The sequence below is a fragment of the Kitasatospora sp. MAA19 genome, assembly GCF_029894125.1.
In the GTDB taxonomy this organism is placed as follows: domain Bacteria; phylum Actinomycetota; class Actinomycetes; order Streptomycetales; family Streptomycetaceae; genus Kitasatospora.
This window is the reverse complement of the sequence record NZ_JARXYZ010000026.1, coordinates 53,571-68,871: the sequence shown is the minus strand read 5'-3', so window position 1 is coordinate 68,871 and position 15,301 is coordinate 53,571. Positions and strand designations below refer to the sequence as shown.

Here is a 15,301-nt window from a genome sequence, read left to right as displayed (position 1 = left end):
CGGATGAGACGAAAGGACCTGCGGCATGTTCGAGGAGATCAACGTCGTCCGGGCGTCGCAGTTACACCGGAGGAGCCGGTTCGATCCGGTGCCCGAGCTCCACTCCCTGATGAGCGAGGGCGACCTGACCGTCCTGGGAACCGAGGACTCCGCCGAGGGGCGGACCGCGTGGCTCGCCACCGGGATCAAGGAGGTCCGGCAGGTCCTCGGCTCGGACAAGTTCAGCGCGCGCCTGCTGTACGGGGGGACCGCGGCCGGCTTCACCTGGCCCGGCTTCCTCACCCAGTACGATCCGCCGGAGCACACGCGGCTCCGGCGGATGGTGACCCCCGCGTTCACCGTCCGCCGGATGCAGGCGTTCCGGCCGCAGGTCGAGCAGATCGTCCAGGACAGCCTGGACGCCATCGAGGCACTCGGCGGCCCGGTGGACTTCGTCCCGCACTTCGGATGGGCCGTGGCGACGCCGGCGACCTGCGACTTCCTCGGCATTCCCCGGGACGACCAGGCGGATCTGGCACGGACCCTGCTCGCCAGCCGGGCTGACCGGTCGGACAGGCGGCGCACCGCGGCGGGGAACAAGTTCATGACCTACATGAAGCAGCACGTCGCCAACGTGCGCCGCGATTGCGGCGATGACATGTTCGGCGTCGTGGTGCGAGAACACGGTGACGCCATCACGGACGCCGAGCTGACGGGGGTGGCCGCGTTCGTCATGGGCGCGGGCGCCGACCAGGTGGCCCGTCTGCTCGCGGCGGGCGCGTGGCTGATGGTCGAAGCGCCCGAGCAGTTCGCTGTGCTACGGGAGAAGCCCGACACCGTACCGGATTGGCTGGACGAGATGATCCGGTACCTTACGACCGACGAGAAGACTCATCCGCGCGTCGCGACGCAGGACGTGCGGATCGGGGACCACCTCGTCAAGGCCGGCGACACCGTCACGTGCTCCCTGCTGGCCGCCAACCGCCGGAACTACCCGGGTGCGGACGACGAGTTCGACATCACCCGTGCGCGGCCGGAACATCTGGCGTTCGGGCACGGCATTCATCACTGCCTCGGCAGGGCCCTGGCCGAGCTGATGTTCCGGGTCGCGATTCCGGCGCTGGCGCACCGCTTCCCCACCCTGCGGCTGGCCGAACCGCACCGCGAGATCACCTTGGGGCCGCCGCCGTTCGATGTGGAAGCCCTGCTGCTCGACTGGTAGCACCGGAAACCTACGGAGGACCGATGGCACTTCCCCTGCCGCACCAGCGGCACCGGCTCGATCCTGTGCCGGAGTTCCATGGCCTACTGGACGAGGGGCCGCTGCACGAGTACGACACCCAGCCCGGGATGGACGGCCGTAAGCAATGGCTGGTCACCGGGTACGACGAGGTCCGGGAGATCCTCGCCGATCCCGAGCGGTTCAGCTCCATGCGACCGGTCGACGACGAGGCCGACCGGGCCCAACTGCCGGGACTCCTGCAGGCGTACGACCCGCCGGACCACAGCCGGTTGCGCAGGACCGTGGCCCCGGCCTACTCCGTCCGGCGGATGGAACGGCTGCGGCCGCGTGTCGAGGAAATCGTCGAAGAATGCCTGGACGATCTGGAGAACGTGGGGTCGCCGGTCGACTTCGTCAGGTACGCGGCCTGGCCCATCCCTGCGCTCATCGCCTGTGAGTTCCTCGATGTCCCCCGCGACGACCAGGCCGAGCTGTCGCGGATGATCCGGGAGAGCAGGGAGAGCAGGCTCCCCCGGCAGCGGACATCTTCGGGGCTGGGCGTCGTCAACTACACCAAGAAGCTCGTGGCCCGCAAGCGCCGCGATCCCGGCGAGGGGCTGATCGGTGTCATCGTGCGCGAGCACGGGTCGGAGGTCAGCGACGAGGAACTGGCAGGGCTCGCCGAGGGGAACCTGATCATGGCAGCCGAGCAGATGGCTGCCCAACTGGCGGTCGCGGTGCTCCTGTTCGTGACCCATCCCGACCAGGTGGCGCTGCTTCGCGAACGTCCCGAACTCGTGGACGGCGCGACCGAGGAGCTGCTGCGGCATGCTTCGATCGTCGAGGCCCCGGCCCCTCGGGTCGCTCTCGCGGACGTGCGCGTCGCCGGACGCGACATCCGGGCCGGAGACGTCGTGACCTGCTCCATGCTGGCGATCAACCGTCCGCGGGGCGACCGCTTCGACATCACCCGTGAGAACCCGAAGCACCTGGCGTTCGGATACGGAATCCACCATTGCCTCGGGGCGCCGCTGGCCCGGCTCCAGCTGCAGGTGGCCCTGCCGGCGGTGTTCCGCCGGCTCCCGTCGCTGCGGCTCGCCGTTCCCGAGGAGGACCTGCGGTTCAAGCCGGGCCGGCCCGAGCCCTTTGCTGTGGAGGAGCTTCCTCTTGAGTGGTGACAACACGCCTCCGATACACACACGTCGGCAGGGCTTCGACCCGGCCGACGAGCTGCGCGCCGCCGGAACGCTCACGAGGATCACGATCGGATCCGGAGCGGAGGCGACAACCACCTGGTTGGCCACCGGACACGCAGTCGTCCGGCAAGTCCTCGGCGATCACACCCGATTCAGTACGCGCCGCCGTTTCGACCGGAATGACGAGATCGGCGGAAAGGGCGTCTTCCGGCCGCGTGAGCTGGTCGGCAACCTGATGGACTACGACCCGCCGGAGCACACCCGGCTCCGGCGTCTGCTGGCCCCGGGGTTCACCCAGCGCCAGATCCGGCGGATCGCCCCGTACATCGAACAGATCGTGACGGAACGCCTCGACGCGATGGAGCGGGAGGGGTCCCCCTCGGACCTGGTCGAGATGTTCGCCGACGAGGTACCCGGCCCCGTGCTGTGCGAGCTGCTCGGGGTACCGCGAGACGACCGCGCCAGGTTCCTCCAACTCTGCCACCGGCATCTCGACGCTTCGCTCAGCGATCGGAAGCGGGCGGCCGCGGGCGAGGCGTTCTCCCGCTACCTGGTGACCATGGTCGGCAGGGAACGGAAGGATCCCGGCAGCGGGCTCATCGGTACGGTCGCCGCCGAACACGGCGACTCGGTGACCGACGAGGAGCTGAGGGGTGTCTGCGTGCAGATGATGCTGGCCGGAGACGACAACATCTCCGGCATGATCGGCCTGGGCGTGCTGGCGCTGCTGCGGAACCCTGAGCAGATCGCCGCGCTGCGGGGTGACGTGCAGTCGGCGGACCGGGCGGTCGACGAGCTGATCCGGTACCTGACGGTCCCCTATGCTCCGACGCCCCGGACCGCCATCGAGGACACCGCCGTCGGCGACCAGGTGATCAAGGCAGGGGAGACGGTCCTCTGTTCTCTCCCGACGGCCAACCGCGACCCCGCCCTGCTGCCGGACGCGGATCGCCTCGACGTCACCCGAGAGCCCGTGCCTCATGTCGCGTTCGGGCACGGTGTGCACCATTGCCTGGGAGCCGCGCTCGCCCGCCTCGAACTGCGCATCGCCTATACCGCGCTGTGGCGACGCTTTCCCGAGCTGCGGCTGGCGGATCCCGCCGGGGCGACCGCGTTCCGGCTGAGCACCCCCGCATATGGACTCAGCAGTCTGATGGTCGCGTGGTGACCGGTTGGACGGCTTGAGCGGCGATCCATCGCACTGGACAATCGCAAAGAACTCAATTGAGGGACGGTGGGAGATGTCGGTGGAAACGTTCGACGTGGTGGTGGCGGGTGGCGGGCCGGCGGGCTCGACCGTGGCTTCCCTGGTAGCCATTCAGGGCCACCGAGTATTGCTGCTGGAGAAAGAGGTCTTCCCGCGGTATCAGATCGGCGAGTCGCTGCTTCCGTCCACCGTTCACGGGGTGTGCCGAATGCTTGGTGTCACCGAGGAACTCGCGGCGGCGAATTTCCCGGTGAAGCGCGGCGGTACTTTCCGGTGGGGGGCCAGGCCGGAACCGTGGACGTTCTCCTTCGCCGTGTCCCCGCGGATGAGCGGGCGGACCTCGTTCGCCTATCAGGTGGAGCGGGCGCGGTTCGACGAGATCCTGCTGAACAACGCCAAGCGCAAGGGCGTGACGGTCCGTGAGGGATGCTCGGTCACCGAAGTCGTGGAGGAGCGCGACCGGGTCACCGGCCTGCGGTACACCGACTCCGACGGCGGTGAGCGCGAGGTCAGCGCACGTTTCGTGATCGACGCGTCAGGCAACAAGAGCCGGCTGTTCTCCAGTGTCGGCGGCACTCGCGACTATTCGGAGTTCTTCCGAAGCCTGGCGCTGTTCGGCTACTTCGAGAACGGCAAACGGCTCCCGGAGCCCTATTCGGGAAACATCCTGAGCGTCGCCTTCGACAGCGGCTGGTTCTGGTACATTCCGCTGAGCGATACGCTCACCAGCGTGGGCGCGGTGGTCCGCAGGGAGATGGCCGAGAAGGTCCAGGGGGACCGGGAAGCGGCCTACAAAGCCCTGATCGCTGAATGTCCGCTGATCTCGGAATACCTGTCGGACGCGCATCGGGTGACGACCGGGAACTATGGGGAACTGAGGGTTCGAAAGGACTACTCATACCTCCAGACGACGTTCTGGCGCCCGGGAATGATCCTCGTGGGCGACGCCGCGTGTTTCGTCGACCCGGTATTCTCCTCCGGCGTTCATCTGGCAACCTACAGCGCCCTGCTCGCCGCCCGTTCGATCAACAGCATTCTCGCGGGCGACCTGGACGAGAAGACCGCCTTGAACGAGTTCGAGGCCCGGTACCGCCGCGAGTACGGGGTGTTCTACGAGTTCCTCGTGTCGTTCTACGAGATGAACGTGAACGAGGAGTCGTACTTCTGGCACGCCAAGAAGGTCACGAACAACAAGCACACGGAGTTGGAATCGTTCGTGGATCTGGTCGGCGGGGTGTCGTCCGGCGAGGCGGCGCTCGAGGCCAGGATCGCCAAGCACAGCGCCGAGTTCGCCGCGGCCGTCGACGACATGGCCGCCGGCGGTGACGGGGACATGGTGCCGATGTTCACGTCGCACGTGGTCAGGCAGGTGATGCAGGAGGGCGGCCAGGTCCAGATGAGGGCGGTGCTCGGTGAGGACGCCGCGCCCGAGGAGCCGGTGTTCCCGGGCGGGCTGGTGGCCTCGCCCGACGGGATGAAGTGGATGCCCTACCGTGGATGAGGCCGCGCCGATCGTGCGACCGACGGCGAACTACATGAGGAGGACGCTCTACGATCCGCACGAGGACATGTTCGCCCTCAGGGCGCACGGCCCGCTGATCCGGATCGCGGGGAACGCGTCCGATCAGATGAGCACGGACTACGTCTGGCAGGCCATGGGCTACGACGTGGTGCGCGAGATCCTCGGTGATCACGAGAACTTCACGACGCGGCTCCGGCTGACCGAGGCGGAACCGCTCAGCGGCGAAGGGGTGCCGGTCCCGCCGGAGCTGGCCGGACAGCTCTCGATCTACGATCCGCCCGAACACACGCGGCTGCGGCGGATGCTGACGCCCGAGTTCACGGTCCGACGGATCCGCAGGCTCGAGCCCACGATCGAGGGCATCATCGAAGAGCACCTCGATGCGATGGAGGCCGCGGGACCGCCCGCGGATCTCCAGGTACTGTTCGCCGACCCGGTCGGCGGCGAGGCCCTGTGCGAGCTGCTCGGGGTTCCGCGCGACGACCGAAGCGAGTTCATCCGCCGCGTCAGGCAGAACGTCGACCTCAGCCGCGGGTACAAGGCCCGGGCGGCGGACAGCGCGGCGTTCAATCGGTACCTGAACGCTCTCATCACCCGGCAGCGGAAGGCGCCCGACGAGGGGTTCCTCGGCATGCTGGTGCGTGAGCACGGCGAGCGGATCGGCGACGAGGAATTGAAGGGCGTCTGCACGGCGCTGATCCTCGGCGGCGTCGAGAGCGTCGCGGGGATGATCGGCTTCGGGGTCCTCGCGCTGCTCGACCATCCCGACCAGAGGCAGTTGCTCTTCGCCTCCCGCGAGGAGGCCGACCGCGTGGTGAACGAACTGCTGCGCTTCCTTTCGGCCGTGCAGCAGCCGACTCCGCGAATGGCCGTCAGGGATGTCGTCGTCGGCGGGCAGCTGATCAAGGCGGGGGAATACGTCCTCTGCTCGATTCTCATGGCCAACCGGGACGAGGGGTTGACGCCGGATCCCCATCTCCTCGACGCGAACCGCGAACCACTCCCGCATGTCGGATTCGGGCACGGTATCCATCACTGCGTAGGCGCCGCAGTGGCAAGGGCGGTGCTCCGCATCGCCTATCAGGCCCTGTGGCGGCGGTTCCCCGGACTGAGCCTGGCCGTGCCCGCGGAGGAAGTGAAGTTCCGCAACGCGTTCATAGACAGCCCGGATCGGTTGCCGCTCACCTGGTAGCGGACGCCACGACGGATCAGCGATCAATCGAGGGACGGTGAGAGATGTCGGCGGAAGCGTTCGACGTGGTGGTCGCGGGGGGTGGGCCGGCGGGTTCGACCGCGGCCTCCTTGGTGGCCATGCAGGGCCACCGGGTGCTCCTGGTGGAGAAAGAGGTCTTTCCGCGGTACCAGGTCGGTGAGTCGTTGCTTCCGTCCACCGTTCACGGGGTGTGCCGGATGCTCGGCGTCACCGATGAACTGGCGGAGACGGATTTCCCGGTGAAGCGGGGTGCGACGTTCCAGTGGGGCGCTCGGCCGGAGCCGTGGGCCTTCTCCTTCGAGGCGTCATCGCGATTGACCGGCTCGACGTCATTCGCCTACCAGGCGGATCGGGCGCGGTTCGACGAGATCCTGCTGAACAACGCCAAGCGCAAGGGCGTGGTGGTTCGTGAAGGGTGCTCGGTCACCGCAGTGGTCGAGGAGGGCGATCGGGTCACCGGCCTGCGGTATCTCGACCCTGACGGCGGCGAGCACGAGGTCGGCGCACGTTTCGTGGTCGACGCGTCAGGCCATGAGAGCCCGCTGTTCTCCAGCGTCGGCGGCACTCGCGACCATGCGGAGTCCTTCCGCGGTCTGGCGCTGTCCGGCTACTTCGGGAACGGCTGCAAGCGGCTGCCGGAACCGCATGCGGGTGACGCCTTGAGCGTGACCTTCGACAAGGGCTGGTTCTGGTACGTCCCGCTGTTCGGCGGGCTCACCAGCGTGGGTGCGGTGGTGCGCGGGGAGGTGGCCGAGAAGCTCCCGGACGACCGGGAGGAGGCGTTCAAGGCCCTGATCGCCGAATGCCCGACCATCTCGGACCTGCTCTCGGAGGGGATGCGGGTGACAGCCGGCAAGTACGGGAAGCTGCGAATCCGCGAGGACTTCGTCTACCACCAGACGACGTTCCGGCGTCCGGGGATGATCCTGGTGGGAGACGCCGCGTGTTCCGTCGACCCGCTGTTCTCCAGCGGCGTTCATCTCGCGACCTACAGCGCCCTGTTGGCCGCCCGTTCGATCAACAGCGTCCTCGCGGGCGATCTGGACGAGGAGACCGCCCTGACGGAGTTCGAGGCGCGGTACCGCCGCGAGTTCGGGGCGTTCTCCGAGTTCCTCGCGGCGTTCCACGCGATGACCGGCGACGAGCACCCGGAACCGGAGTCGTTCGTGGATCTGGCCACCGGAGTGTCGTCCGGCGACGAGGCGTTCGCGGCAGGGGGCGAGGGGGCGGCCGCGCCCGGGGAACCGATGTTCCCGGGCGGGCTGGCGGTCTCGCCCGACGGAATGAAGTGGTTGCCTCGCCCGCCCGCAGCCCTGTAATCATTCGATCGTGAGGAGCAGAGGTGACTGAGGAACGGCTCTTTCTCCGGTCCGACACCATCATCGAGCCATTGGTCGACCGGTTCTACGCCCAGCTGTACACGATGGCCCCCGTAACTGGCGCCATGTACCTCGCCTTCCGGCAGATCCCGATGCTGGAGTCCTACCTGCAGACCCCGGACTGGCATTTCTCGGGCAGCCGCGATCCGAAGTTCCGCGGCGGATTCTTCGTCGGCATCGAGGAGAAGCGGAAGGGCGAGGTCGAGGCGCTGCTGGCGGCCATCCGGCGCGACAGCGCGGACATCATCCGGTTCGCCCATGCGATCGCGGAGGCCGAGAAGATCGTCCGGGAGGAGGCGACCGGCTACGACCTCAGGCCGCTCTACCCGAAGCTCCCTCCCGAGCTGGCGGGCCTGGTGGAAGTCGCCTATGACACCGGCAACGAGGCTTCGCTGCACTTCCTGGAGCCGCTCGTCTACCAGAGCAAGGCTTACACCGAGGACCGCCAGTCGGTTCAGCTCTCGGTGGAGTCAGGCATCGAGCGGCCGTTCGTGATGAGCACCCCACGGCTGCCCTCGCCCGACGTGCTGGAGCTGGACATCCCCTTCCGGCACCCCGGCATCGAGGAGCTGTTCCGCTCCAGGATCCGGCCCACCACCTTGGCCGCGCTCCGCGAGGCGCTGGAACTCGGCGACGCGGAAGCCGCCCAACTGTCCCGCTTGCTGCTCGCGGAGCCAGGGCTGGCCGCCGACCGCCACGTCACGGCCGGAGCCAGGATCCGTTACCTGGGGCATGCCTGCCTCCTCCTGCAGACGCCCGAGGTGTCGATCCTCACGGACCCGTTCATCAGCGCCGACACCAGCGCGACCGGCCGGTACACCTATGACGACCTGCCCGACCACATCGACTACGTCCTCGTCACTCACGGGCATTCCGACCATCTCGTGTCCGAGACCCTGCTCCAACTGCGTGGCCGGGTCGGCACGTTCGTCGTGCCGAGGAGCTCGCGCGGCAATCTGTGCGACCCGTCGCTGGCGCTCTTCCTGAGGTGCCTCGGGCTCCCCGTCATCGAGGTGGACGACTTCGACGAGGTGGCCTTCCCCGGCGGGAAGATCGTCGCCACTCCGTTCTTCGGGGAGCACGCCGATCTCGACATCCGTGCCAAGGCGACCTACTGGATCCGTCTCGGCGGGAAGTCCGTCTACGTGGGAGCGGACTCCTCCGGCCTTGATCCGGTCCTCTACCGCTACGTCCGCCGGCATCTCGGACCGGTCGACATCGCGTTCCTCGGCATGGAGTGCGACGGTGCGCCGATGAACTGGAAGTACCAGCCGCTGTTCACCACGCCGATCCCGAAGAAGATGAGCCAGACCCGCAAACTGTCCGGCTCCAACGCGGAGCAGGCGAGCGCGATCGTCACCGAGCTGGGGGCCGAAGAGGTGTACATCTACGCCATGGGTGAGGAGAGCTGGCTCGGCCATGTCATGGCCACCAGCTACAACGAGGACTCCTACCAGCTCCAGCAGATCGCCGAGTTCGAGGAATGGTGCTCGCGCAAGGGAGTTAAGTCCGGTCATCTGCTCGACCAGGCCGAATGGCACTGGTCGTAGCTCCGCCGGCAGCATCAAGGCTAGGGGCCGGCACATATCGTCCGCGTGTCGAAAATCGGATACGTGCCGGCAACGTCCGGTCGTCTTCTCTTGTGGCATGTCTCGAACCCAGCCCTCAGCACGAACGACGACCCGGAGGCTGCCCGTTGGGTGGCCTCCGGGACGGCGTCTCCTCACGTGTCGGGAGCGAGAGCAGACGATGACACAGGTGAACACGGCCGAGACCGGGCAGTGCAGCCCGGCGGCTGACGACGAAGGAACTCGGCCTGCGGGCGGCTCCCGGCCGGGCCCGTGGAAGCGCGGCCCGGTACTCACGGCGTGTGCGCTGCTGCTCGGCCTGCTTCTGCTGCTGCACGGGTACCTCACGGACTGGGCCGGTCTGGGCAGTCTGGTGGACACCTTTCTGCCGTGGTTCGGTCTGTTGGTCCCGGTGCTGCTTGCCGGGGCGCTGTGGCGCCGCTCCGCCTCCGCGGTCGTCGCGCTGCTGTTGCCGGTCACCGTGTGGCTGAACCTCTTCGGCGGGCTGCTCGTCGACAAGTCCCACCAGGGCGGCGATCTCACGGTGGTCAGCCACAACGTGTCCGCCGAGAACCGTGATCCGGCCGGCACCGCCCGTGACCTGGCCGCCTCCGGCGCGGATGTGCTGGCGCTCGAGGAGCTGGCCGACCAGGCCACGGGTACGTACGAGACGGAGCTGGCGAAGGCGTACCCGTACCACACCGTGCAGGACACGGTCGGGCTGTGGAGCAAGCTGCCGCTGTCCGACACCCGGCCGGTCGACGTCCTGTGGGGCACGGACGGGCCGTCGGCCGAGAAGCCGCGGCCCGAGGACGTCCCGGTGGAGCCTACTCGTGCGCTGCGCACCACGGTGGCCACCCAGAAGGGGCCGCTGGCGGTGTACGTGGCGCATCTGGGTTCCGTAAGGGTGATGCCCAGGGGCGGTTTCTGGACGGAGACGCGGGACGGCGGCGCGACGAAGCTCGCCCGGGCAGTCGCCGCCGAGCGCAGCGAGCGGGTGCTGGTGCTCGGTGACTTCAACGGCACCATGGACGACCGTGCGTTCGACGGCCTCGCCTCGCAGCTGCGTTCGGCCCAGGACGTGGCTGGGGACGGGTTCGGCTTCAGCTGGCCGGCGGAGTTCCCGGTGGTGCGGATCGACCAGATCCTGGTCCGCGGTGTGGACCCGAGGAGTGCGTGGCTGTTGCCGGCCACGGGCAGTGACCACCGGCCGGTGGCGGCCAGAATCAGCTGGTAACGCCGTGAGCCGCCGGGTGGTGACATATCGTCGGCGTATCGAGAATCGCATACGCCCGGGCAACACCCCACGAGATTGACTGGCGACATGTCCTACAACTTCTCCAGCGCACCAGGTCGAACTGCAGCCGGGACAGCAGCAGTCGGGAATCCGGTCGTCAGGCCGATCAGCGCCGCCGAGCATCTGGCGTTCGTGCGGGCCCAGCGGTCGGTCAGCTTTCTGCAGACCCCGGCGTGGGGTCGCGTCAAGACCGAGTGGCGCAGCGAGTCCCTCGGCTGGTTCGACGGTCAGCGCCTGGTCGGTGCCGGGCTCGTCCTGCACCGCCCGGTGCCGCGGCTCGACCGTTTCACGCTGGCGTATCTACCCGAGGGTCCGGTCATCGACTGGAGTGGTGAGATCGGTGCGTGGCTCGATCCGCTGGCGGCGTATCTCAAGGAGCACGGCGCGTTCGCGATCCGGCTCGGCCCGCCGGTGGAAACGGACTACTGGAGCGCCGCCCAGGTCAAGGAGGGCATCGCCGACCCGGACATCCGGCGGTTGACCGACATGCCAGGACAGGGGGGCGACCCGGTCGGCGCCCGCGTGAGCAGCAGGCTCAAGGACGCGGGCTGGCTGCCGCAGAACCCGCTGGACGGGTTCGGGGTCGGGCATCCGCAGTTCAAGTACGTGGTCCCGCTGGCGGGCAGGACCGAGGACGAGCTGTTCAGGGGCATGAACCAGCAGTGGCGCCGCAACATCAAGAAGGCGGCCAAGGAGGGCGTCGAGGTCACGGTCGGCGACGGGGGGCCGGAAGGCCTGAAGGCGTTTCACGACCTCTACGTCCACACCGCCGAGCGCGACCACTTCACCCCCCGGCCGCTGCGCTACTTCGAGACCATGTTCGCGGTGCTGAGCGCCGAGGACCCCGAGCGGATCAAGCTCTACCTGGCCCACCACCAGGGCGACTTGGTCGCCGCCACTGTCCTGGTCCGCGTCGGGGCCCACGCGGTGTACTCCTATGGCGCCTCCGCCACCGCGAAGCGCGAGGTGCGCGGCTCCAACGCCTGTCAGTGGGCGATGATCCGCGACGCGCTCGCGGCCGGCTGCGACGTCTACGACCTGCGCGGCATCACTCCCACCCTCGACGCCGACGACCCGCACGTCGGCCTCGTCCAGTTCAAGGTCGGCACCGGCGGCCGGGCGGTGCGGTACGTCGGCGAGTGGGACCTGCCGCTGCGACCGATGGTCTACCGAGTCTTCGACCTCTACATGAGGCGGCGCGGACGCTGAGCCGTACGGCCGACTACGCGAGCGCGGCGGCGACTTGGTCGAGGCGCGCCCCGCGGGATGCCTTGACCAGTACCACATCACCGGCGGCGAGGCGGTCGCGCAGCCAGTCGACGGCCGCGTCGTTGTCGGTGAGGACCACTGACCGCTCTCCCGCACCGTCGGCGATCGGCCGGGCTCCCTCACCGACGGCGACCACCACGTCGGCCCCGGCGGCGGCGTACGCCCCGACGGCGCGGTGCTCCGCCTCGCTGTCGTCGCCGAGTTCGAGCATTTCGCCGAGTACGGCGATGCGGCGCCTGCACTCGATGGCCGCCAGTGCGTCCAGGGCGGCGCGGGTCGAGTCCGGGTTGGCGTTGTAGGAGTCGTTGATCAGCGTTGCCCCGCAGGCGAGGTCGCGCGACTCCATCCGCCACGGCGACAGCGAGGCGGTGGTCAGCGCCGCCGTGGCCAGGTCGAGGGGAACCCCGGCCGCAAGTGCTGCCGCCGCGGCAGCCGAAGCGTTGAGGGCTTGGTGGGCCCCGACGAGTGGCAGCGCAACGTGAGCCGAGGTGGCGACGGTCCGCAGCGTGCAGGACGGCCGGCCGAGCCGGTCGAGTGCCAGGTCGAGTGCCCGTACGTCGGCGTGGGCCGCCCGGCCGAAGGTCAGAACCGGACCGTCGGTGAGCGCGCGCATCGCGGCCACTCCGGGATCGTCGGCGTTGAGGATCGCGGTTCCGCCGGGCGCAAGCCCCTGTACCAGTTCGCCCTTGGTCCTGGCGATGGCGGCGCGCGACCCGAACTCGCCGAGGTGGGCCAGGCCGACGTTGAGGACGACGGCGATGTCGGGCGCGACCAGGCCGGTGAGCTTGGCGATGTCGCCGACGTGGCGGGCTCCCATCTCCAGGACGAGGAACCGGGTGGCCGCCTGGGCGCGCAGCATGGTGAGCGGCACACCGAGCTCGTTGTTGAGTGAGCCGGTCGTGGCGACCGTCGGCCCGGCGCCCGAAAGCACGGCCGCCAGCAGGTCCTTGGTGCCGGTCTTGCCCTGCGAGCCGGTCACCCCGACGACGGTCAGTCTGTCGCGCAGCCGGGCTACGACATGGGCAGCGAGCATCTGCAGCGCGGTCTGGACGTCCTCGACGACGACGGTGGGCAGCGGCGTGGGCCGGGAGCCGAGCACGGCCACCGCACCGGCCAACCCGGCCTGTTCCGCGTAGTCATGGCCGTCGGCATGCTGGCCGGCGAAGGCGACGAAGAGGCCGCCCGGCTCGGCCTGTCGGCTGTCGAGCACGGCCGGCGCGGTCACGGTCACGGAGCTGTCGCCCTCGGCCTTTCCGCCAACGATTTCGGCGATCTCGCCGAGGCTGAGAGGGATCACACCGATTCCCTGGAGGCCGTGCCTGGTGATAGGTAAGTCATGCCTCCAGTCAAGGGAGTGGGACGTATCACGGGCATATCGAAAACCACATACGCTCCGGATACCTCATGCCGCCTTGACTGGAGGCATGACCCACAGCGAAAGGACCCGTATCACCATGTACGGGTGCGGACCGGACGAAGCTGTTCTGTTCCGCGAGCTGGCGCCCGGCTTCGGTGTGCAGCCGGCCGTCACCGACGCACCGGTGTCCGAAGCCAATAGTGAATTGGCCTCCGGCAGCCGGTGCATCAGCGTCGGCCACAAGACTCCCGTCACCCGTGCCACGCTGCGTGCCCTCGGTGGAGTCGGCGTGGGCTACATCTCCACGCGGAGCATCGGGTACAACCACATCGACGTGGAATACGCGGACAGCATCGGCATCTCTGTCGAAAACGTCTCCTACTCGCCGGACAGCGTGGCCGACTACACGCTGATGCTCATGTTGATGGCGGTACGGGATGCGAAAGCCATCGTCCGTCGCACCGACGCGCACGACTACCGACTGAGTGATGTGCGCGGGAAGGAACTGCGCGATCTGACTGTCGGCGTGATCGGGATGGGTCGTATCGGCGCGGCGGTCCTGGAGCGGTTGCGGGGTTTCGGTTGCCACATCCTGGCCCATGACAATCGTCCGGTGGACCACCCCGGTGCCACTGTCGAGGACGTCTCGCTCGATGAATTGCTGCGGCGGAGCGACCTGGTCACGCTGCATGTGCCGCTCACCGTGGCCACGCACCATCTGCTGAACGGGCAACGCCTGGCGCAGATGAAGGACGGCGCGCTGATCGTCAACACCGGACGTGGTGGGCTCATCGACACCGAGGCCCTGCTGCAGGAACTGGAAAGCGGCAGGCTGGGCGGCGCGGCGCTGGATGTCGTCGAAGGCGAGGAAGGCATCTTCTACGCCGACTGCCGGGACAAACCCGTGGAAAGCAAAGCGCTGTTGCGGCTGCAGGAGCTGCCGAACGCGCTCATCAGTCCGCACACCGCCTACTACACGGATCACGCTCTGCGCGACACCGTGGAGAACTCTCTCACCAACTGCCTGGCATTCGAAAGCAGGAGTCAGCATGGCTAGGTTGAAGGTCGGCATCATCTTCGGGGGCCGTTCCGAGGAGCACCTCGTCTCCGTCAAGTCCGCGCGAGAGGTGGCCCGGAACCTGGATCTCGAGAAGTACGAACCCTTCTACATCGGGATCACGAAGAGCGGAGCCTGGAAGCTCTGCGACGGGCCTGACGGGGAGTGGGAGAACGGCAACTGCCGTCCCGTCGTGCTGTCGCCGGGCAGCGACGTGCACGGACTGCTCACTCTGGAGCAGGGGTGCTACGGAACGATCCGTCTGGACGTCGTGCTGCCCGTGCTGCACGGCAGGCTAGGAGAGGACGGCGCGATGCAGGGCCTGCTGGAACTCTCCGGCATCCCCTACATCGGCTGCGACGTCCAGAGTTCCGCTCTGTGCATGGACAAGTCCCTTGCCTATGTCGTCGCCAGAAGCGCCGGAATCGCCACGCCGAACTTCTGGACCGTCACGGCGGACGAGACCATCGATCCCGCCAAGCTCACCTATCCGGTCTTCGTGAAGCCGGCCCGATCGGGATCGTCCTTCGGCGTCACCAAGGTGTCCCGGGAAGAGGAACTTCCGAGCGCGGTGGAAACGGCACGGCAATACGACTCGAAGGCGCTGATCGAAGAGGCTGTCGTCGGCAGCGAGATCGGCTGCGCCATCCTCGGGAACGGGGCGGATCTCGTCGCGGGAGAAGTGGACCGGATTGCGCTCTCGCACGGATTCTTCAGGATCCATCAGGAAGACTCCCCCGAGACCGGTTCCGAGAACTCCGTGGCAGTCGTTCCCGCCGACATCCCCGAAAAGTCACGGCTGCTCGTCCAGGAGGCGGCCAAGGCCGTGTACCGCGCCTTGGGGTGCAGCGGTCTTGCGCGGGTGGACATGTTCCTCAAGGAGGACGGACAAGTAGTCCTCAACGAGGTCAATACCTTCCCCGGAATGACCTCGTACAGCCGTTATCCGAGAATGATGGCGGCCGCGGGCATTCCGCTCTCCGAGGTGATCGACCGGGCCGTCTCCCTCGCCTTGACGGGGAAGATTCGATGACG

Annotated in this window: 12 protein-coding genes; 11 read left to right on the top strand and 1 reads right to left on the bottom strand. The window is 68.0% G+C overall.

Features of this window, described 5'->3' with window-relative positions; all coding sequences use genetic code 11:
* Window positions 1-25 precede the first annotated feature (25 nt).
* The 9 genes from P3T27_RS30385 to P3T27_RS30345 all read left to right on the top strand — a co-directional run bounded on the left by P3T27_RS30385 (window position 26) and on the right by P3T27_RS30345 (window position 11,792).
* Window positions 26-1,201, top strand: a complete 1,176-nt coding sequence (locus P3T27_RS30385) for a cytochrome P450 (RefSeq protein ID WP_280684261.1) — start codon at window positions 26-28, stop codon at window positions 1,199-1,201.
* 23 nt (window positions 1,202-1,224) lie between these two features.
* Window positions 1,225-2,379: a cytochrome P450 gene (locus tag P3T27_RS30380; RefSeq protein WP_280684259.1), complete on the top strand. Its 1,155-nt coding sequence runs from the start codon at window positions 1,225-1,227 to the stop codon at window positions 2,377-2,379.
* Window positions 2,369-3,565: a cytochrome P450 gene (locus P3T27_RS30375; RefSeq protein WP_280684258.1), complete on the top strand. Its 1,197-nt coding sequence runs from the start codon at window positions 2,369-2,371 to the stop codon at window positions 3,563-3,565. Before P3T27_RS30380 ends, P3T27_RS30375 begins: the two co-directional genes overlap by 11 nt.
* A gap of 73 nt (window positions 3,566-3,638) precedes the next feature.
* Window positions 3,639-5,105 carry a tryptophan 7-halogenase gene (locus P3T27_RS30370; RefSeq protein ID WP_280684256.1) on the top strand — a complete coding sequence of 489 codons (1,467 nt, stop codon included), beginning with the start codon at window positions 3,639-3,641 and terminating at the stop codon, window positions 5,103-5,105.
* On the top strand, window positions 5,098-6,318 hold the full coding sequence (locus tag P3T27_RS30365; protein ID WP_280684254.1) for a cytochrome P450: 1,221 nt from the start codon (window positions 5,098-5,100) through the stop codon (window positions 6,316-6,318). Before P3T27_RS30370 ends, P3T27_RS30365 begins: the two co-directional genes overlap by 8 nt.
* A 44-nt stretch (window positions 6,319-6,362) precedes the next feature.
* On the top strand, window positions 6,363-7,658 hold the full coding sequence (locus P3T27_RS30360) for an FAD-dependent oxidoreductase (protein ID WP_280684252.1): 1,296 nt from the start codon (window positions 6,363-6,365) through the stop codon (window positions 7,656-7,658).
* 23 nt (window positions 7,659-7,681) lie between these two features.
* Window positions 7,682-9,268, top strand: a complete 1,587-nt coding sequence (locus P3T27_RS30355) for an MBL fold metallo-hydrolase (RefSeq protein ID WP_280684250.1) — start codon at window positions 7,682-7,684, stop codon at window positions 9,266-9,268.
* Window positions 9,269-9,467: 199 nt separating this feature from the next.
* Entirely contained in the window at window positions 9,468-10,523 is a 1,056-nt protein-coding gene (locus tag P3T27_RS30350) for an endonuclease/exonuclease/phosphatase family protein (RefSeq protein ID WP_280684248.1), read from the top strand.
* A gap of 87 nt (window positions 10,524-10,610) precedes the next feature.
* Window positions 10,611-11,792, top strand: a complete 1,182-nt coding sequence (locus P3T27_RS30345) for a peptidoglycan bridge formation glycyltransferase FemA/FemB family protein (RefSeq protein ID WP_280684246.1) — start codon at window positions 10,611-10,613, stop codon at window positions 11,790-11,792.
* A gap of 13 nt (window positions 11,793-11,805) precedes the next feature.
* Here the strand turns inward: P3T27_RS30345 and murF are convergent, their stop codons facing one another.
* Window positions 11,806-13,149, bottom strand: a complete 1,344-nt coding sequence (gene murF / locus P3T27_RS30340; RefSeq protein ID WP_280684244.1) for a UDP-N-acetylmuramoyl-tripeptide--D-alanyl-D-alanine ligase — start codon at window positions 13,147-13,149, stop codon at window positions 11,806-11,808.
* Window positions 13,150-13,276: 127 nt separating this feature from the next.
* Between murF and P3T27_RS30335 the strand changes: the two genes are divergently transcribed.
* Window positions 13,277-14,266 carry a D-isomer specific 2-hydroxyacid dehydrogenase family protein gene (locus tag P3T27_RS30335; protein ID WP_280684242.1) on the top strand — a complete coding sequence of 330 codons (990 nt, stop codon included), beginning with the start codon at window positions 13,277-13,279 and terminating at the stop codon, window positions 14,264-14,266.
* Entirely contained in the window at window positions 14,259-15,299 is a 1,041-nt protein-coding gene (gene vanA-Sc, locus P3T27_RS30330; RefSeq protein WP_280684240.1) for a D-alanine--(R)-lactate ligase VanA-Sc, read from the top strand. The genes P3T27_RS30335 and vanA-Sc overlap by 8 nt, the downstream gene beginning before the upstream one ends.
* Window positions 15,300-15,301: the final 2 nt, after the last annotated feature.